Origin of the sequence: Polynucleobacter sp. MWH-HuK1, assembly GCF_018881815.1 — a bacterium.
GTDB lineage: Bacteria > Pseudomonadota > Gammaproteobacteria > Burkholderiales > Burkholderiaceae > Polynucleobacter.
On sequence record NZ_JACVPP010000001.1, the window covers coordinates 79,247 to 96,788 of the forward strand.

The 17,542-nt window shown below is 45.0% G+C and carries 24 protein-coding genes; 10 read left to right on the top strand and 14 right to left on the bottom strand.

The annotated features are described in order from the left end of the window. Positions 1 to 118: 118 nt before the first annotated feature. The 9 genes from ICE93_RS00340 to ICE93_RS00380 form a co-directional block, all read right to left on the bottom strand. Positions 119 to 427, bottom strand: coding sequence for a high-potential iron-sulfur protein (locus tag ICE93_RS00340; protein WP_216184305.1), 309 nt, complete (start codon positions 425 to 427; stop codon positions 119 to 121). 276 nt (positions 428 to 703) lie between these two features. Continuing rightward, a complete protein-coding gene (locus tag ICE93_RS00345; protein ID WP_216184308.1) occupies positions 704 to 1,417 on the bottom strand; it encodes an outer membrane protein in 714 nt (237 codons plus the stop codon). A gap of 152 nt (positions 1,418 to 1,569) precedes the next feature. Beyond that, positions 1,570 to 1,791: a hypothetical protein gene (locus tag ICE93_RS00350; RefSeq protein WP_216184311.1), complete on the bottom strand. Its 222-nt coding sequence runs from the start codon at positions 1,789 to 1,791 to the stop codon at positions 1,570 to 1,572. Positions 1,792 to 1,793: 2 nt separating this feature from the next. Further along, complete coding sequence (locus tag ICE93_RS00355) at positions 1,794 to 2,804, bottom strand: hypothetical protein (protein ID WP_216184314.1); 1,011 nt, start codon at positions 2,802 to 2,804, stop codon at positions 1,794 to 1,796. Positions 2,805 to 2,808: 4 nt separating this feature from the next. Beyond that, the gene (gene folE, locus ICE93_RS00360) at positions 2,809 to 3,573 is read right to left on the bottom strand and encodes a GTP cyclohydrolase I (RefSeq protein WP_255554412.1); all 765 of its coding nucleotides are present in this window, start codon (positions 3,571 to 3,573) and stop codon (positions 2,809 to 2,811) included. A gap of 124 nt (positions 3,574 to 3,697) precedes the next feature. Next, positions 3,698 to 4,069 (bottom strand): MAPEG family protein, encoded by a 372-nt coding sequence (locus tag ICE93_RS00365; protein WP_216184316.1) that lies wholly within the window; start codon positions 4,067 to 4,069, stop codon positions 3,698 to 3,700. A 20-nt stretch (positions 4,070 to 4,089) separates the two neighbouring features. Next, a complete protein-coding gene (gene plsY, locus ICE93_RS00370; RefSeq protein ID WP_216184319.1) occupies positions 4,090 to 4,722 on the bottom strand; it encodes a glycerol-3-phosphate 1-O-acyltransferase PlsY in 633 nt (210 codons plus the stop codon). Between the two features lie 59 nt (positions 4,723 to 4,781). Beyond that, on the bottom strand, positions 4,782 to 5,705 hold the full coding sequence (xerD, locus tag ICE93_RS00375) for a site-specific tyrosine recombinase XerD (protein WP_216184321.1): 924 nt from the start codon (positions 5,703 to 5,705) through the stop codon (positions 4,782 to 4,784). Further along, on the bottom strand, positions 5,698 to 6,183 hold the full coding sequence (locus ICE93_RS00380; protein ID WP_068320545.1) for a YajQ family cyclic di-GMP-binding protein: 486 nt from the start codon (positions 6,181 to 6,183) through the stop codon (positions 5,698 to 5,700). The genes xerD and ICE93_RS00380 overlap by 8 nt, the downstream gene beginning before the upstream one ends. Positions 6,184 to 6,315: 132 nt before the next feature. Here ICE93_RS00380 and murB point away from each other — a divergent pair, with 132 nt between their 5' ends. Continuing rightward, a complete protein-coding gene (murB, locus tag ICE93_RS00385; RefSeq protein WP_216184324.1) occupies positions 6,316 to 7,359 on the top strand; it encodes a UDP-N-acetylmuramate dehydrogenase in 1,044 nt (347 codons plus the stop codon). Between the two features lie 4 nt (positions 7,360 to 7,363). Here the strand turns inward: murB and ICE93_RS00390 are convergent, their stop codons facing one another. From ICE93_RS00390 to xseA, 3 genes are read right to left on the bottom strand one after another with little or no spacing between them, the layout of a single operon-like run. Beyond that, positions 7,364 to 7,627: a Txe/YoeB family addiction module toxin gene (locus ICE93_RS00390; RefSeq protein WP_216184327.1), complete on the bottom strand. Its 264-nt coding sequence runs from the start codon at positions 7,625 to 7,627 to the stop codon at positions 7,364 to 7,366. Continuing rightward, entirely contained in the window at positions 7,624 to 7,866 is a 243-nt protein-coding gene (locus tag ICE93_RS00395; RefSeq protein WP_216184330.1) for a type II toxin-antitoxin system Phd/YefM family antitoxin, read from the bottom strand. Before ICE93_RS00395 ends, ICE93_RS00390 begins: the two co-directional genes overlap by 4 nt. A 59-nt stretch (positions 7,867 to 7,925) precedes the next feature. Further along, on the bottom strand, positions 7,926 to 9,146 hold the full coding sequence (gene xseA, locus ICE93_RS00400; protein ID WP_216184333.1) for an exodeoxyribonuclease VII large subunit: 1,221 nt from the start codon (positions 9,144 to 9,146) through the stop codon (positions 7,926 to 7,928). A gap of 313 nt (positions 9,147 to 9,459) precedes the next feature. Here xseA and ICE93_RS00405 point away from each other — a divergent pair, with 313 nt between their 5' ends. From ICE93_RS00405 to ICE93_RS00440, 8 genes are all read left to right on the top strand, one after another. Continuing rightward, positions 9,460 to 10,107: a MotA/TolQ/ExbB proton channel family protein gene (locus tag ICE93_RS00405; RefSeq protein ID WP_216184336.1), complete on the top strand. Its 648-nt coding sequence runs from the start codon at positions 9,460 to 9,462 to the stop codon at positions 10,105 to 10,107. Then, the gene (locus tag ICE93_RS00410; RefSeq protein WP_216184339.1) at positions 10,104 to 10,571 is read left to right on the top strand and encodes a biopolymer transporter ExbD; all 468 of its coding nucleotides are present in this window, start codon (positions 10,104 to 10,106) and stop codon (positions 10,569 to 10,571) included. Before ICE93_RS00405 ends, ICE93_RS00410 begins: the two co-directional genes overlap by 4 nt. Positions 10,572 to 10,622: 51 nt before the next feature. After that, positions 10,623 to 11,714 (top strand): tetraacyldisaccharide 4'-kinase, encoded by a 1,092-nt coding sequence (gene lpxK / locus ICE93_RS00415; RefSeq protein WP_216184342.1) that lies wholly within the window; start codon positions 10,623 to 10,625, stop codon positions 11,712 to 11,714. A gap of 98 nt (positions 11,715 to 11,812) precedes the next feature. Beyond that, on the top strand, positions 11,813 to 11,992 hold the full coding sequence (locus ICE93_RS00420; protein ID WP_216184345.1) for a Trm112 family protein: 180 nt from the start codon (positions 11,813 to 11,815) through the stop codon (positions 11,990 to 11,992). Between the two features lie 20 nt (positions 11,993 to 12,012). Further along, complete coding sequence (gene kdsB, locus ICE93_RS00425; protein ID WP_216184348.1) at positions 12,013 to 12,777, top strand: 3-deoxy-manno-octulosonate cytidylyltransferase; 765 nt, start codon at positions 12,013 to 12,015, stop codon at positions 12,775 to 12,777. Positions 12,778 to 12,890: 113 nt separating this feature from the next. Beyond that, positions 12,891 to 13,556, top strand: coding sequence for an adenylate kinase (adk, locus tag ICE93_RS00430; protein ID WP_216184352.1), 666 nt, complete (start codon positions 12,891 to 12,893; stop codon positions 13,554 to 13,556). Positions 13,557 to 13,565: 9 nt separating this feature from the next. Next, the gene (locus ICE93_RS00435; protein ID WP_216184355.1) at positions 13,566 to 14,531 is read left to right on the top strand and encodes a GDP-mannose 4,6-dehydratase; all 966 of its coding nucleotides are present in this window, start codon (positions 13,566 to 13,568) and stop codon (positions 14,529 to 14,531) included. Between the two features lie 186 nt (positions 14,532 to 14,717). After that, a complete protein-coding gene (locus tag ICE93_RS00440) occupies positions 14,718 to 15,035 on the top strand; it encodes a DNA-binding transcriptional regulator (protein ID WP_216184357.1) in 318 nt (105 codons plus the stop codon). 8 nt (positions 15,036 to 15,043) lie between these two features. Here the strand turns inward: ICE93_RS00440 and nrdR are convergent, their stop codons facing one another. Both nrdR and glyA read right to left on the bottom strand, forming a co-directional pair. Then, a complete protein-coding gene (gene nrdR / locus ICE93_RS00445; protein WP_072583294.1) occupies positions 15,044 to 15,490 on the bottom strand; it encodes a transcriptional regulator NrdR in 447 nt (148 codons plus the stop codon). Between the two features lie 46 nt (positions 15,491 to 15,536). Next, positions 15,537 to 16,781 (bottom strand): serine hydroxymethyltransferase, encoded by a 1,245-nt coding sequence (glyA, locus tag ICE93_RS00450; RefSeq protein ID WP_216184361.1) that lies wholly within the window; start codon positions 16,779 to 16,781, stop codon positions 15,537 to 15,539. A gap of 76 nt (positions 16,782 to 16,857) precedes the next feature. Between glyA and tolQ the strand changes: the two genes are divergently transcribed. After that, positions 16,858 to 17,514, top strand: a complete 657-nt coding sequence (gene tolQ, locus ICE93_RS00455) for a protein TolQ (RefSeq protein ID WP_216184363.1) — start codon at positions 16,858 to 16,860, stop codon at positions 17,512 to 17,514. Positions 17,515 to 17,542: the final 28 nt, after the last annotated feature.

The following is a 17,542-nucleotide window of genomic DNA, read 5'->3' on the forward strand; positions in this document are numbered from 1 at the left end:
TCTTTGAATGGAAATCATGATCATAAGCTCTGACTTTTCACTGCCAGAAAACAAAAAGACTGCCGGAGCAGTCTTTTTTACTATTCGATGTGAATCGAATAAAGCTTTTGTCTTGAACTTAAGCTTTCTTAGCGTAAGCAGAGCACCAGCCTGGGCCAGCAACTTGCTTGCCAGCAAACAAAGAGCAGCCGCCCGCCGCTGAACCAGGCTTACCTTGATACAAAGCACAGTTATCGCACTTTTGACCAACAGCATATTTAGGGAACTTCGCTTTATCTACTTTAGAAGCATCAGCCCTGTAACCCAATGCAGCAGCTTGTGGATCAGTTTCAGCAACCATTGCTTGAGCTTGAACCTTACCGTTCAATGCCAAAGTACAGGCACCAGCAGCAGACAAAATCATAAATTGGCGACGACTATTTTTCATGGGTTCTCCAAAAAGTAAAACAGCAAATAATTTAAAAGGTTGTTCTCAAACAAGGGGTACTTTTAAAACTAAAACTGATCATAGTGGAGAAGAATTGATGCTGCTAGCTACAACGTAAGTCAATGATTTATATAGAAATATAGATGAGAATTGTTCTCATAAATCAGGGACCCTATTAAGGACAGCAAAAGGGTTCATCTATTTGTTTAGCTAAAGCAAAAGAAAAAAGCCACTCCGAAGAGTGGCTTTTAATAAGAACTAAGCTAGAAAACTAAATTAAAACTTATAGCCTAGACCAACCAAAAGATTATAGGCCGTTGAACCGGCCGAGCTTGTACCAGAGTAACTAGTACAGCCCATTGAGCAAGGCCCCGAAGTGGTTAGGTTAGCTTTGCTGTAAGACATATAATTTACTTCTCCAAATCCATACAAACCGCTTGTAATCATCTGCTTGTAACCAAGGCCTAAAATATAGCCGGAGACGTTTTCACTACCTACTGAGGCTCCATTAGTAGCATCGAAGCCCTCCAATTTCTGGGTTGAATAACCAGCCTTTAAATAGGCTAATTTGTCTTTGTCGATGACATAACCTGGTGTTAAGAAAACATTGAAACGGTTTGAAGTTTTATAGTAAGCGTTATTTGGATCTGCGTCTGGACTTGTACTAGTCGAGGTAAAGTTTCCCGATTTGCCTGTAATAAAAGAATAATCCGCACCAAGACCGAGAGTGAATTGATTTGTTAGGGAGAAGGTATAGCCTAGACCAGCAATGAGTGGAGCGTTGCTAAAATTGACGCTAGGATTGCTGTAAGTTGCGCCATACCCTGCTGGGACTGTAGTGAAAGTGGTAGTGTTACTTTGAACATTGTTAGCTTCGTAGCCAGTAGCGATCTGACCATAAAAGCCCTCGAACGCGCTCTTTTGTGCAAATGCTGATGTAGCAACTAAGCCTGTTGCAGCTAACGCTACCAATAATTTTGCTGAATTCATATCTTTTCCTCTGTTTAATAATTTTTTTGACCTTTTTTTATGGGGGGTGCGTATTAATAATAAATTAATTACAAAATTTATATATTTATATGCATTTCAAGAGAGGTGAGTGAGTTAAAAAACCCTTTAGAAGTTGCATAAAAGCCACATTTTTACTTCCAGCCCTTGAGATTCATGCAGCTAATCCACTGCCTGTAGTGAGCTCCTGACCCCACTTCCGGATAATCCTCCCGGCACTCCATAAAGTCTTTGTTGTATGTGGCTTTGTTATTTTTAGCTGGGTCTTGATTTACCGTTGGCATGCTTGAGCATGCAATCAAGACAAACCCCAGAAAAATCAGCGAAATAGCTTTGGAAGAAAGCGCCGTTATCATTTCTACCTTACCCCTCGGGTCGAGATTTTCATGTAAGAACCGTGATTTGCGCAGGCTCTATTAAATGCTACGGCAGTGAATGAATCTTTGGTCCCGATTGCTCCAGTAGATTTTTCAGCTCCTTGCGAAACTAAGTTATAGGTATTGTTTTGGCAGTTTGCAGTGAAAAGATAGTCAGCCTGCTTTGGAAAATCTTTTTCCATTAAATAAGAGCTGATCTTCATTTGGCGCACATCATTCTTTGCATCAATCACAGTGACTTCGTTATTAATAACCTCATAAAATACAGGGGTCTTCTCTGCTGGCACTTCTACTGGCGGCGGAGGTGGCGGTGCAATCGGGACATTGTATGCGGCACTTTTTTGCGCTTTCGAATCTTTCAGCGCTTTTGCCCGCTCTTCTTCTAACTGCATTTCTTTTTGATATTGTGCGGCATCTCGAATCACTTCTTTGCGTGCTTGCACTAAAGACATTGGACTTGTTTGGAATAAAAAGTAATTGATGTTTTGGTCATCAATGAACTTTCTACCGCACACACGGGTACGCACATAAGCCATTGCCGTACGGCTTTTAATCTTGACCCAGCCCGAGCCATTGACAGGCTTAATTCCAGCTAGATCAGGGGTCTTGGGTGCTATGTTTTTTGTATAGAGCGTTTCAGACCACTGATAGTTGCCAAAGCAATCTATCTTTTGGCGATAGGGGCCAACAATAGTGGCATTAAATAACTGCAAATTATTTTGCTCTCGCGGAGAAAAGAATGCATCAAACGCAACAACCCCTTCTTCGTCCTCAGCAAGCGTATAGGGATCATAGAACCACAACTTGGTTTTTGACTCGGCCAATAAAACCCAAGTACGGTCTGCAAAGTCTTTTTGATTTAATGCGGGCACTTTAAAGAATGGAGAAACCACCTCCTCATTCATCAACGCCTGATAGTCTTGCCGCCTGGGTCCATTAGAGCAACCCACTAGCACCAGCCCTAACAAGGCAAGAATAAAAAGCTTTTTCATCAAATTACTTGCGATCAATCAGGGCCAAGAACTCACGGCGCAAATTAGAGTCCTTTAAAAAGGCTCCGCGCATCACACTATTAATCATTTTGGAGTCGCGATCCTTAACACCGCGCCACTGCATACAAAAGTGATCCGCATCCATGACAACCGCAACACCGATCGGCTTAATCTTTTTCTCAAGCATGTCCGCTAATTCCACAACAGCCTCTTCCTGAATCTGTGGGCGACACATGACCCATTCGGTCAAGCGTGAATACTTAGAAAGACCGATCAAAGCAGACTCTTTGCTTGGTAGCACCCCAATCCAAATGCGGCCCATGATGGGACATAAATGGTGGGAGCATGCGCTACGTACAGTGATTGGCCCAATGATCATGAGTTCATTTAAGCGACTCACATTAGGAAACTTTGTAAGCGTGGGTTGCTCCACGTAGCGACCATTAAATACTTCCTGTACGTACATTTTCGCTACGCGACGGCTAGTATTTTTAGTGTTGTGATCATTTTCAGTATCGATCACCAAGCTTTCCAGGACTGCTTGCATCTTCTCAGCAACTTCATCCACCAAGCCCTCAAGCTCTCCAGGCTGAATATAAGCAGAAATATTGTCGTTTGCATGAAAACGTGCTTTTTGCGCCTCTATACGACGGCGAATCACGACTGACAAAGGCAAACCTACATCATCTTTTTTGGATGCTGTCTTCTTGGTAGCGCTGGCCTTTTTGGCCGCTGGTTTTTTTACTGCAACTGGTTTTTTAATCGGCATAAGAAATAGTCTGTCTCAGTTATTTTTATTAATTGTTAGGTTTAGTGATTTATGAATTGAATGATGAATTGATTACAGTATTTGTATGGAGGGTGTGGCGTAATCAGCGTGATATCAGAACTACTTAAATTTGGAAAAATAGAGCGACTACACAGATGATTCCAAATAACCAAACAATGGATCTGGTTGTTGGCCAATTAGCAACATAACAAATTAAGTAAGCAATGCGCGCAGCAACAAAGCCTAGCGCCAGTAAATCAATTCTAGCTTGTGGGGCATTAGCAACTGAGGCAATGATGACTGCCGCAAAAAAGAGCGGCAAAGACTCAAATAAATTTGCTTGCGCGGCATTGGCTCTAGCCCTAAAGCCAGTTTGCTTCGCAAGCCACTGTCTTGGCAAAGCATTGTCATAACCCTCAAACCCCTTCTTTGCTATACCAGCAGCGACATAGGGCAGAAGACCCATAAAGAGAACACAGGCGTATGCGATATTCATGATTGGGGGCTTTGATGAATTTATTTTGGAGTCTTTTTGGAACCAATGCGACTCTCGGTGCCATTGAGTAAATTTTGGATATTGCTACGGTGACGCCAAATCAACAAAAAGCAAATAATCAGTAGCGAAATTCCCATTGGCTGAAAGCCGAACAAGAAAACAAAATAGATGGGGCCAAAAATTGCCGCAGCTAATGCAGCCAATGATGAGTACCTCATAAACATGGCCACAATAATCCAGGTGCTCAGCGTCGCTAAACCTAAGATCCAATTAATGCCAAACAAAATGCCGCAGGCAGTTGCAACACCTTTGCCGCCTTTGAAGCCGTGAAACACCGGAAAGAGATGTCCCAGAAAAACAGCCAGCACTACTCCGCAGAGTAACCAAGAATTTAATGAAGCAGTGAAGGATTCATCACCCAACAGAACACGTGCGAGCATGACAGCAAGGTAACCTTTCAAGGCATCGCCTATCAAGGTCAACACTGCCGCTAATTTATTACCCGTACGCAGTACATTGGTCGCGCCCGGATTACCAGAGCCATAGGAATGAGGATCGGGCAAACGCATGCACTTGCTCACCACTACCGCAAAGGAAATAGAGCCAATCAAATAGGCAATGGGGATTAGTAATAAATCGAGTGTGAATTCCATACCGCTATCTTAAACACTTATAGACTCAAGAAACCGGCACCGCCGGTCCGGGACCGCACTTAAGAGCCCCGTGGATGATGCTGTTGATGAATTGATTTGAGTCTTTCTCTGGCAACATGGGTATAAATTTGGGTAGTAGAGATATCGGCATGCCCTAAAAGCAGCTGCACCACCCTTAAATCAGCCCCATGATTGAGTAAATGGGTAGCAAAGGCATGGCGTAAGGTGTGAGGTGAAAGCGCCACAGAGATATTGGCGACTGTGGCATACCTCTTGATAAGGGCCCAAAAAGCTTGGCGGGTTAAACCAGTACCGGTATGGCGACCCACAAAGACGGCATCTGATGTTTTTCCCTCTAGCAACGGAGTACGTGCTTCAGCAAGATATCTTCTTAACCATTGACCAGCCTCGCCACCAAAAGGCACTAAGCGCTCTTTACCACCCTTACCATTTACCACTCGCACTACGCCCTCGTTTAAACCAAGCGCTACTGTTTTTAAAGAAACAATCTCAGAAACACGTAGACCACTGGCATACATCAGCTCTAACATCGTGCGATCACGCAAACCCAAGGGTGTATCAATATCTGGCGCATTCAATAGTGAAGTAACTTGATCTTCACTTAATGTCTTTGGAAAACGTAGTGCTTGCTTCGCAGCACGCAAACCCATACAAGGATCATTTTTGACTAAATTGATGCGCAAGGCATGACGGTAGAAGCGCTTGAAAACCGTTAGGCGACGATTAGCAGTGGTAGCTTTATCAGCCCTGCGATAAGCAATGTAAGCGGTGAGATCTTTTTCAGTAACGCCGTAAAGATCGCCGCCAGACTCTTTGTAGAGCCACTGCGCCAATAACAACAAGTCTCTGCGGTATGCGGCTAGACTATTTTGAGCAAGGCCATCCTCTAGCCAGCAAGCATCGCAGAAGCGTTCAATAGCTTCTTGGCTTGCTGGGGCTATTGCAGGCGAAGCATTAGTCACGGAAATTATTAAAGCCCAATGGAGCTTCGGTTACTTCTTTCTTGAGTAATGCCATCGTTTCTTGCAGGTCATCACGCTTAGCGCCTGTCACACGTACCGCATCACCCTGAATACTGGCTTGTACTTTGAGTTTGCTGTCTTTAATAATGCGCACTACTTTTTTTGCCAACTCTGAAGTGATACCTTTTTGAATCTTCATTGTTTGTTTACGCTTATCGCCGCCGATGGTTTCCGTTTTGTCATCTTTGAGATAACGCACATCCACATTGCGTTTGGCCATTTTGCCAACGAGAACATCGCGCACTTGACCTAATTTAAAGTCATCATCACCAAACAAAATTAAAGCTTCGTCTTTTTGCTCTACGCGACTATCGGAACCCTTAAAGTCAAAACGATTGCTAATTTCTTTATTCGATTGCTCAATCGCATTTTTGAGCTCAACCATGTCCGGCTCACAAACAACGTCAAATGATGGCATCTCAACTCCTTAAATAATCTTGCTTATTTGGTTTAAGTTCTATTTTTGCGAATTTCTAGGGTGTATGACCACCATTTTTTGCCTTACAAACAAAAAAGCTGCTCTAGATTCGTTTACGAATAAGATTGTGGCATGACTCGCGCCCAAAATGCGTCCAACCCCGCAAAATTGACTCCCCATTTGGGGCTCAAGCACCGCAACACCTTTGGTCTTGATGCGGTAGCCGAACTTGCCTATGAAATTCACTCCCCAGAGCAAATTCCAGCAGTCATGTCTGAGATTGCAGAACAGAAATTGGCATGGAGAGTGTTGGGTGGTGGCAGTAATGTCATTTTGCCAAGCGCCTTACCTGGTGCCACTCTGCTGATTGACATTCTGGGTCAAGAAATCCTCTCCAGCGATGAAGAAGCCGCCTATTTATCGGTTGGTGCTGGAGTACCTTGGCATGAGCTAGTCGCTTGGACACTAGAAAACAATATGCCTGGCTTAGAAAATCTAGCTCTGATACCAGGAACTGTGGGTGCTGCCCCTATTCAAAATATCGGCGCTTACGGTGTTGAGATCGGCGAATACATTGATCGCATCGAAGCATTTGATGTCAAAGACCATGCCTTTGTCACCCTTCCAAAAGAAGCATGCCGCTTTGCCTATCGCGATAGCTACTTCAAGCAAAATCCCGGCCGCTTTATCGTGACAAAGGTCGTTTTTAAATTACCTAAGGCTTGGCAGGCTCGCATTGATTACGCGGATCTAGCGAAGCAGTTTCCAGCTAATGCTAATGCTAGTCCTGGTCCGGAAGACATCTTCCTAGCGGTATGTAAGATTCGTACCCACAAACTTCCCGATCCAAAAGTAATCGGTAATGCTGGTAGCTTCTTTCAGAACCCGGTTATTCCCAATGAGCAATATGAGACTCTTCTTAAATCCTATGCCGATTTAGTTTCTTACCCAGATCTACCAGGTAAGCGCAAACTCGCAGCTGGCTGGCTCATTGATCAATGTGGCTTTAAAGGTCAACGTATGGGCGCTGTGGGTGTTTATGAAAATCAGGCCTTGGTACTCGTCAATCATGGCGGGGGCACTGCTGAGGATATTCTTGGTCTCGCTAAATGTATCCGGGATAAAGTACACGATAAATTTGGTGTGACCTTGCAGATTGAGCCTAATTTTTTTTAGGACTTTAATCGTAGTGAGTCCACATTCTTAATACACGAACAGTCTTCTCTTTACGAAAAACTTCGTACACCAAGCGATGTTGAATATTAATGCGCCGAGAGTAAGCACTCTTAAGGTCTCCCACTAATTTTTCGTAAGGCGGTGGATTCTGCAAGGGATCAATTGCCAACACTTCTAGCAATGTCTGTGTTTTATCTTTTAATCCAGCGGCGGATAATTTTTTAGCGTCTTTTAAAGCATACTTGGAAAAAACTAAATTCCAAGTCACCACTTTAATACCCTCTTACTCTTGGCAAGAGGTTCTGCCATGGCATCCTTAATAGATTCGCGCATACCAGGTACTGCCATAAGATATAAGGTCTCTTGAATTGCGCTCCAGTCCTCCTCTGCTATCAGGACGGCATTAGCCCGTTTCCCAGAAATCGTTACTGGCTTATGAGACTCTGCCGCTTGATCAATCAAGCGGTAAAGACCTGCTCTAGCTTCGCTTGCAGTAATTGTTGTCATAGTGACCTCCTGAACTTATGGTACGCAAAAGCGTACGCTTTGTCAAGTTTGCATTATGGCTATTTCCTAAGAATCTCTTCGAATAGCACCTCTGCTTGACCCTCAGCCAACCTTATCTGAAAATTTTGCTTTGTTTTAAGTTCGCCCGGATTTCGCACCGCGTGTAGCTGATCTTTTTCTTTACTCAAAATCACCGCATAACCACGCTCTAGCGTTCTTTGTGGATTGAGCATCTCTAGTTGTAATTGATAGTGCATTTGATTACGCCTCCAACTTTCCATACGCACAGACCATGCTTGATTCAAGCGTTGCTGCCACCCCTGTATTTGCTCGCGCATGCGATCTGGATTGGGTAAGGCATGACTGAGGCGAAGCGCTAGTTGATCTAGGGTTTGCGCTTCACGCTCTACGCGCTGATTAATGCGTTGTAGCAAAGCCTGCATGATCGCATCCAACACTTGCAGCATTTGATCTCTGCGAGGCGCAGCCAATTCTGCAGCGCCAGTAGGAGTGGGGGCACGCAAGTCGGCCACAAAGTCGGCGATGGTGAAATCGGTTTCATGTCCAACACCACTAACTACTGGTATTGGTGATTGCGCGATGGCGTAAGCCAGCTGCTCATCATTAAATGCCCAGAGATCTTCAATGCTGCCACCACCACGAACTAGCAAGATGACATCGACTACATTTTCTTTTTCAGCGGCTTTGAGCGCAGAAATAATTCCGGCAGGTGCATCTGGTCCTTGTACTAAGGCTGGATAAATCACAACCGGAATATGTGGCGCCCTTCTAGCTAGCGTACTTAAAACGTCTTTTAAGGCTGCCGCTTGTGGTGATGTGATGATGCCAATAGATCTGGGGTGTATTGGAATATCGCGCTTCTGCTCATCGTCAAACAATCCCTCTTTGGCGAGTTTAGCTTTGAGCTTTAAGAAGGCTTCGTATAGGCCGCCCATACCGGCGCGACGGAGTGTCTGGATCGTGAGCTGAATATCTCCACGTGGCACATACATACCCAGGCTGGCACTTACCTCAACCAAGTCACCCGATTGCGGCATAAACTCAACTTGACCATTACGTCCCCGGAACATTACGCAGCGTATTTGACCCTCTTCATCTTTTAAAGAGAAGTACCAGTGGCCGCTGTCATAAGCCTTGAAGTTGGAAATCTCCCCGCTGACCCAGACCGTATCAAAACGATCTTCTAAAGAAGTTGCAATTGCGCGGTTAAGATCGCCAACACTCAGAATTTCCCTTGATTTTTCATGCGTTTTCGACATTTTTTCTCTTTAATTCCGCATCCATCAAGCTAATGAATCAATAAATATCCACAGACCCCAATAAGCCGTAGCTTGAATGCCCATAAGTAAGTAATTACTGACCCAAAACGTCCCATAAATCCAACAATGCAATTCTAAGCCATTGATTTATATAAAGATTAATTAAATTTAGAAAATCAATCTACGTTCGTCTATCACCAAGCTCAGGATCAATCAAGGACTTACAGCACGAAACTAAAAAAGTTTTGCACAGAGTTATCCACAGGCAAGCTTTCCGAAACAGGCTTTTTAATTCAGCTAAAGTACTGAGCTTATGTACTCCATCATACTATCCGCTGGTTGGCCTATTTGGCCCCTCCTCATTATTTCTATTTTGGGCTTAGCGATCGCTATAGAACGCTGCTGGTATCTACGGCAAATCCATATTTTTCCAAAAAACTGCCTAGAAACGGCTTTTACCTTTACGAATCAAATGGTCGACTCTAAAGGAGGCTCTGCAGTCAGCGATTTGCAGATTGCCGAGTTGGCACAGCTTTCGCCGGCAAGCCCCTTATTGGCATGCGCCCTCAAAGAGAAACTCAGCGGCAGTAGCGCCGCTAACGCTTTAGAGGAACTTCAAGCAACCGCTCAAAGCACATGGCTCAAATTAGATCGCTATCTTGACGCACTGGCTACGATCGCCACCATTGCTCCTTTGCTAGGTTTATTTGGCACCGTAGTGGGCATGATTGAAATTTTCGGCAGTCAAGGTGTAATTAATGGCGCAGCAGGTAGCCCACAGCAATTGGCTCACGGAATTTCGGTTGCCCTGTACAACACCGCTTTTGGATTGTTAATTGCGATTCCTGCGCTTGCTGCATGGCGCGGTCTACGTGCCATGGCAAATCAGCGCCAACGTGAGTGTGAAGAATTCACGCGCCAAATCTTTAAAAAACTTTATCCAATCGATCACGCTAAATGAGTTGGTTAGAAACGCATGCATATGCAAAGAGAAGATTTTCTCTAGTGAGTACTGCTACGCCCACGGAACCAGAGATCAACCTGATTCCATTTATTGATGTGCTGTTAGTGGTGTTGATTTTTTTAATGATCTCTACCACCTTCACTCGCTATCAAGAACTTGCAATTACATTACCCGCCGCTAGCGGCAGCGAGAGTCAAGTAGAAGTCAAACAAATTCACATTGCTGTTAGTCGCGACGGTCGATTTGCTATTAATGGCAAAGTAACTGATCGCTCTCAACTAAGTAATGCGTTAACGCAGTTGAGCGGACAAGCGGATAACAAGAAAGAATCTTCAAACAATCTGCAAGTGAATATTGATGCAGACGCTAGAGCCCCACATCAGGCGGTAATGAGCGCGCTCGAAGCAGCACGTGATGCCAATCTCTCTAATATTGTGTTTAGCAGCCAAACGAAAAAATAATCCACCAATAAGAAGAAGTTATAAAACTCCGCACTCAGAAATCTATCTTTAATGTCTTTTTCTTTTTTCCGTAAAGCACCCAAGTTCTGGGAAAGGCGTGGCCCCACAAGTTTGATCTTGTGGCCACTGTCATGGCTTTATGGTTTGTTACTGCGTGCTCGCAAATTAGTCTTTGATACCGGCCTCATCAAACAAAAGCCAGCGCCTGTACCTGTCATCATTGTGGGAAATATCCGTGTTGGAGGTACTGGCAAGACTCCAATCGTCATTGCATTAGCAGAGCGCTTACGGTGCATGGGTTGGAACCCCGGAATTATTAGTAGAGGTTATGCCTCCTCTTCACAACATGCTCCATTGCAAGTAAACAGTGAATCCGACCCCGCATTAGTTGGCGATGAACCCGTACTCATTGCTAAGCGTACGCACAATCAATTTCCAATTTGGGTATTTCCTAAGCGTCAGCAAAGTATTCGGGCTTTACTAAAACAATCGCCCAATGTAAATGTCATCATCAGTGATGATGGTCTGCAGCATGCCGGACTGGCTCGCTGGCCGGCTCGTGAAGGGGGTCGTGATATTGAGTTTGTAGTGCGCGATGGCCGCGGGGAAGGTAATCGCTTCTTGATACCAGCAGGTCCATTGCGAGAGTCAGCCACCCGTGAACGGGATGCCACCCTGTTTACCGCTAAAGCAAAAGATAGCGCCCACAAAATAGGTCAACAAGACGAATACTTTTTAGGGCGTCGGGCATTCTCACTCGCGAGTCATTTAGATAGTGCTTATCAACTCATCAATCCAGATAATCATCAGACGCTCTCTCAAATTGCTGATAACTATTTACCCAACAAGATCACAGCAGTTGCAGCACTGGGTAACCCACAACGCTTTTTTGATGATCTACTAAATCAAGGGATTGCGGGTAAATGCATCCCCCTGCCTGATCATGCAACGTACACGCCTGAGTTTTTTGAAAAGCTTGATACTCAATGTATTCTCATGACAGAAAAAGATGCTGTCAAATGTACAGGGATTATTAATGAGCGCATTTGGGTGGTTCCGATGACCCTCGCTCTGCCTGATAGTTTGGGTGAATGGCTGCAATCCATCCTACAAAGACCAGACCCCTATCGTTACAACCTTTAAGCTACGCAGATCTTCTGAACTTGTTTACTAGAACTAGATAGCACTACACTGTAACTTCACCAACTAAGACTTAGCCACTAGAGTTCACTACAAAAATTATGGATAAACGACTGCTCAATATTATAGTTTGCCCACTCTGCAAAAGCCAGCTTCAACTTGATGCTGCAAAGGAAGAGCTCATTTGCAAAGCGGATCGCCTCGCTTACCCCATCCGTGATGATGTGCCAGTCATGTTGGTGGATGAAGCACGCAGCCTGACTAGCGATGAAGTTGCTTAATCATTGAAATTACTGAATCAATGACTGCGCCCTTTAAAGCGTCTGATTTTTTAGTAGTAATTCCAGCGAGATTGGGATCTACTCGTTTACCTAGAAAACCATTAGCAGATATTGGTGGTAAACCTATGGTAATTCGGGTGGCAGAGCGCGCTAAGTTATCTCTTGCGCAAAGTGTTGTAGTTGCAACAGACTCTCCAGAAATTCAAGCGACTTGCGGTGAACATCGCATCGATTGTTTACTCACTAGCGAGCATCATCCCACCGGAACTGATCGCATTGCTGAAGTAGCGCAACTATTAAAACTTCCAAACGACGCACTGATTGTGAATGTGCAGGGTGATGAACCATTAATTCCACCTGAGTTGATTAACCAGGTTGCCAGGACCTTGGCTGAAAATAAACGTTGCGCAATCTCTACTGTGGCAGCTCCAATTACAGAAGTTATTGAAATTAACAATTCTAATGTGGTGAAGGTTGTCTTAAATCGCTCAGGTGAGGCACTGTACTTTTCAAGAGCGCCCATTCCTTTTGTCAGGGATGCTCAGAGCATTCAATCAGCTGTGCATTTACGCCACATTGGCATCTACGGCTACCGAGCGGACTTCTTGCAGGCATACAGCCGCTTAGAGCCAGCTCCTCCAGAACAAGCAGAAGCCCTAGAGCAGCTACGCGCCCTATGGAACGGCTACCGAATTGCCGTTCATACTGCCCCTGAGGCACCTCCGGCAGGGGTTGATACCCCCGAGGACCTCGAGCGCATCCGACAATTACTAGGCAATTCCTAGAAAAATCGCTTTTCAGAGGTCCCAACTGCCCTTCTCGGGGATAATCCTAGTGATTACACATTAATGATCCCAACAAAATACGGGACAATGACAGCTCTTCTAAGGGGAAAACAATGCGGTTGATTCTGCTCGGTGCACCAGGTGCTGGAAAAGGCACACAAGCTCAGTTTATTTGCGAAAAGTTCGCTATTCCACAAATCTCCACAGGCGACATGTTGCGCGCTGCTGTGAAAGCTGGAACAGAACTGGGTATTGCCGCTAAAAAAATTATGGATGCCGGCGGTTTAGTTTCCGACGACATCATCATTGGCCTTGTAAAAGATCGCCTTACTCAACCGGATTGCAGCAAAGGTTATTTGTTTGATGGTTTCCCAAGAACGATTCCACAAGCACAAGCCATGAAAGATGCTGGCGTGCCAATTGATTACGTTTTAGAAATCGATGTGCCATTTGATGCCATCATTGATCGCATGAGTGGCCGTCGTGTTCATCCAGCCTCTGGTCGCACTTATCACATCAAATACAACCCACCAAAAGTGGCTGGTAAAGATGATGTCACTGGTGAAGACCTTATTCAGCGCGATGACGATAAAGAAGAAACCGTTCGCAAACGTTTACAGGTATATGACGATCAGACTCGCCCGTTGGTTGAGTACTACTCCTCATGGGCCGCACAAGCCAACTCTGCTGACAAAGTAAAAGCGCCTGCTTATCGCAAAGTCAGCGGCACAGGCAGTGTCGAGGACATTACTGCCTCTATTTTTACGGTATTAAAGTAAGCACATAAATTGGCCGTCAAAAAAGCATTAATTATTGGCATTACCGGGCAAGACGGTGCTTACCTAGCTAAGCACCTCTTATCAAAAGGATATGAGGTAACCGGCTCATCACGCGATGTGATGGCTTCATCTTTCAATAACCTAAATGATTTAGGCATTCGCTCGCAAGTCAAACTGATCTCTGTTTCAATCAACGACTTCAGAAGTGTTTTTAATGCGATACAGACGGCTGATCCCGTCGAAATCTACAACCTTGCTGGGCAAACCTCAGTGGGACTCTCCTTTGATCAGCCTGTTGAAGCAATCGAAAGCATTGCGATTGGCACACTCAATATTTTGGAAGTCATTCGCCTACTGAGTAAACCAGTGCGTTTTTATAATGCTGGCTCTAGCGAATGTTTTGGTGATACCGGCGATACGCCCGCTAATGAACAAACGCCATTTGCACCACGTAGCCCTTACGCTGTAGCCAAATCTACTGCGAAGTGGTTAATCAATAGTTATCGCGAGTCCTACGGTCTATACGCTTGTACCGGAATCTTGTTCAACCATGAATCCCCTCTGCGCCCAGAGCGTTTTGTGACCCAAAAGATCATTGCTGGTGCAGCCAAAATCAAAGCAGGTCAATTAGATAAGCTGCAACTCGGTAACTTGGATATTTCTCGTGACTGGGGTTGGGCTCCAGAATATGTAGAAGCCATGTGGCTCATGATGCAACTAGATCAACCTGACGATTTTGTTATCGCCACCGGCAGAAAAGAATCTCTTAAATATTTTGTCGCTAAATCATTTGAATACTTTGATTTAGATTGGCAGAAATACGTTGAAATTGAGAAGAGCTTCTTCCGACCAAATGAAATTGTTTCAAGCGTAGGCAATCCAGAAAAAGCGATTAAGGCTTTAGGCTGGAAAAGGCCCACCGATATTGATGGCGTCATCAAGATGATGTGCGCCGAGAAAGCAAAATCAATCTAATTCCGATTAAGCATGAGCACTCAGTGTCATGCCCAGCGCTTGCACCACTCGCACCACCATTTCGAATTGTGATCTAGCCTCTACTTTTAGTAGCTCTATACAAAGAATCCCATGTAATACATTACCTTTTTCATGCTCAAGATATAGGTCAATATTTAACTATGTCACTAAGTGGTATAGTTTTACATGACTAAAAATAAGAGCAGTCGCATTATTGAAGAAATGCGAGAAACCGTGGCTGGTCTTCATCGGTCTGGAATCATTACAAGAAAAAGCATAGATGAATTCAAGGCCCTGCAGAACTTGGATGTAAAACCAATGACGCCCACGCGTATCAAGCGTCTTCGTGCCAAAACGCATTTAAGCCAAGCCGTATTTGCTTTAACGTTAAATACTAGCTTATCAACAATTCAAAAATGGGAAGCTGGAGACAAAAGCCCTAGCGGCCCCTCTCTTAAACTGCTTTCTCTCATTGAGAGAAAAGGATTGGAGGTTGTTTTGTAAAGATTCGTCTACTTCAGCTCTTTGAGAGCGCTCTCGAAGGATTCAATATCGGCAAAGCTTCGGTATACAGAAGCAAAGCGAATGTAAGCCACCTTATCCAGGCGCTTGAGCTCGCGCATCACGAGCTCACCAACACGCTCACTAGGGATCTCTTTTTCTCCAAGACTAAGGAGCTTCTCTTCAATACGCGCAATGGATTCATCTACAGAGTCAGATGAAACAGGGCGCTTGCGCAAAGCTAGCTTAAGTGAACTTGCCAACTTATCATGGCTGTATTCCACGCGACTGCCATTTTTCTTCACAATCGCTGGAAGCGCGAGTTCTACGCGCTCATAAGTGGTAAATCGCTTATCACATTTGGCACAACGGCGACGACGGCGAATAGTATCGCCCTCGTCTGATACCCGGGTATCCAAAACCTGGGTATCTTCGTTATGGCAAAAAGGGCAGCGCAATGAACTCTTCTTTTCTTAGTTGGGTTACTGGTTGCTTAATTGGCGCTTAACCATAAACAGGGAAGCGCTTAGTTAACTCAGCCACTTGCGCACGCACCTTAGCGATGTTCTCTGGGTCATTTGGATTATCTAAAACATCGGCAATAAAGTTGCCAACCTGTCTTGCTTCAGCTTCTTTAAATCCACGAGTAGTCATCGCTGGTGAGCCCAAACGAATTCCGCTAGTTATCATTGGTTTTTCTGGATCGTTTGGAATGCCGTTTTTGTTGCAAGTAATATGGGCATCACCTAATACGCGTTCAGCTTCTTTGCCAGTCATTTTCTTGGCGCGGAGATCTACCAACATCACGTGCGAATCTGTACCGCCAGAAACAATACGTAAGCCACGAGAAATTAATGTCTCAGCAAGCGCTTTGGCATTCGCAACCACTTGCTTTTGATAGTCTTTGAACCCTGTCTCAGCCGCCTCTTTGAATGCTACCGCTTTAGCAGCAATCACATGCATCAAAGGTCCGCCCTGTAAGCCTGGGAATACCGCAGAGTTAATAGCCTTCTCGTGCTCGGCCTTCATCAAGATGATGCCGCCACGGGGGCCACGCAAGCTCTTGTGAGTGGTAGATGTCACAATGTCTGCATGAGGCACTGGATTTGGATAAACACCAGCAGCAATTAAACCAGCATAATGAGCCATATCAACCATAAAAATCGCGCTCACTTCTTTAGCTAATTTACCGATGCGCTGGAAATCAATTTTCTTTGAGTAAGCAGAGGCGCCCGCAATAATCAACTTTGGCTTATGCTCGCGAGCGAGACGCTCCATTTTTTCGTAATCGATCTCTTCGTTTTTATCGAGACCGTAAGCAATTGGATTGAACCATTTACCACTCATGTTCAAAGCCATGCCGTGAGTCAAGTGACCACCTTCAGCCAAACTCATACCCATGAATGTATCGCCAGGTTTTAAGAACGCTAAAAATACTGCTTGGTTAGCAGATGCGCCGCAATGAGGCTGAACGTTTGCTGCTTCAGCGCCAAACAAAGTCTTTACACGATCAATCGCCAATTGCTCAGCAACGTCCACGAATTCACAACCGCCGTAATAACGCTTACCTGGATAGCCTTCAGCGTACTTATTGGTCAATTGAGAGCCTTGAGCTGCCATGACAGCTGGAGAGGTGTAGTTTTCAGAAGCAATCAACTCAATATGGTCTTCTTGACGCTTATTTTCATTCTGAATGGCTTCCCATAACTGGGGGTCAGTTTTAGCTAAAGTGTTTTGACGGTCAAACATGGTGATAATCCTGATGAAGTTCGATTGCTGAGTTGATTAACTTAGTAAAATCAACCTACATCATACAAAATTCACCATGACCTCTACACAAGACCTCTCCTTCCTCTCCCTAGTCCTCAATGCCAGCCTATTAGTACAGTTGGTAATGTTGTTATTACTCAGCATGTCGATAGCGTCTTGGACCATTATTTTTAAGAAAACAGCGGTTTTACGGGGGGTTCGGCAGGATACCGAGCGCTTTGAGCGGGATTTCTGGTCCGGCGGCGACCTCAATGCCCTTCTACAAGCCGCTCAACGTAACACCCGTAGTGATGCCGTCTTGGAGCATATCTTTGAAGCTGGCATGCAAGAGTTCACCAAAGGTCGTGAAATAGACGCTGCCCGCCGTGCCATGAAAGCCACCTACCAACGCGAAATGGACCTCCTGGAGGCTAATCTGCCATTTCTGGCGTCCGTAGGCTCAGTCTCCCCTTACATTGGCCTCTTTGGCACTGTTTGGGGCATCATGCACGCATTCCGCGGTTTAGCTAACGTCCAAAACGCCACCTTGGCAGCGGTTGCCCCTGGTATTGCCGAAGCCCTCGTTGCAACTGCGATTGGTTTGTTTGCAGCGATTCCGGCAGTGGTTGCCTATAACCGCGCAGCTACTGATGTAGACCGCCTCTCCATTCGCTTTGAAACTTTTATTGAAGAGTTCACCAACATCTTGCAGCGTCAAACTGCTGGACGCTAATTGAGCTAACAAGCGAACCTATAAGCAA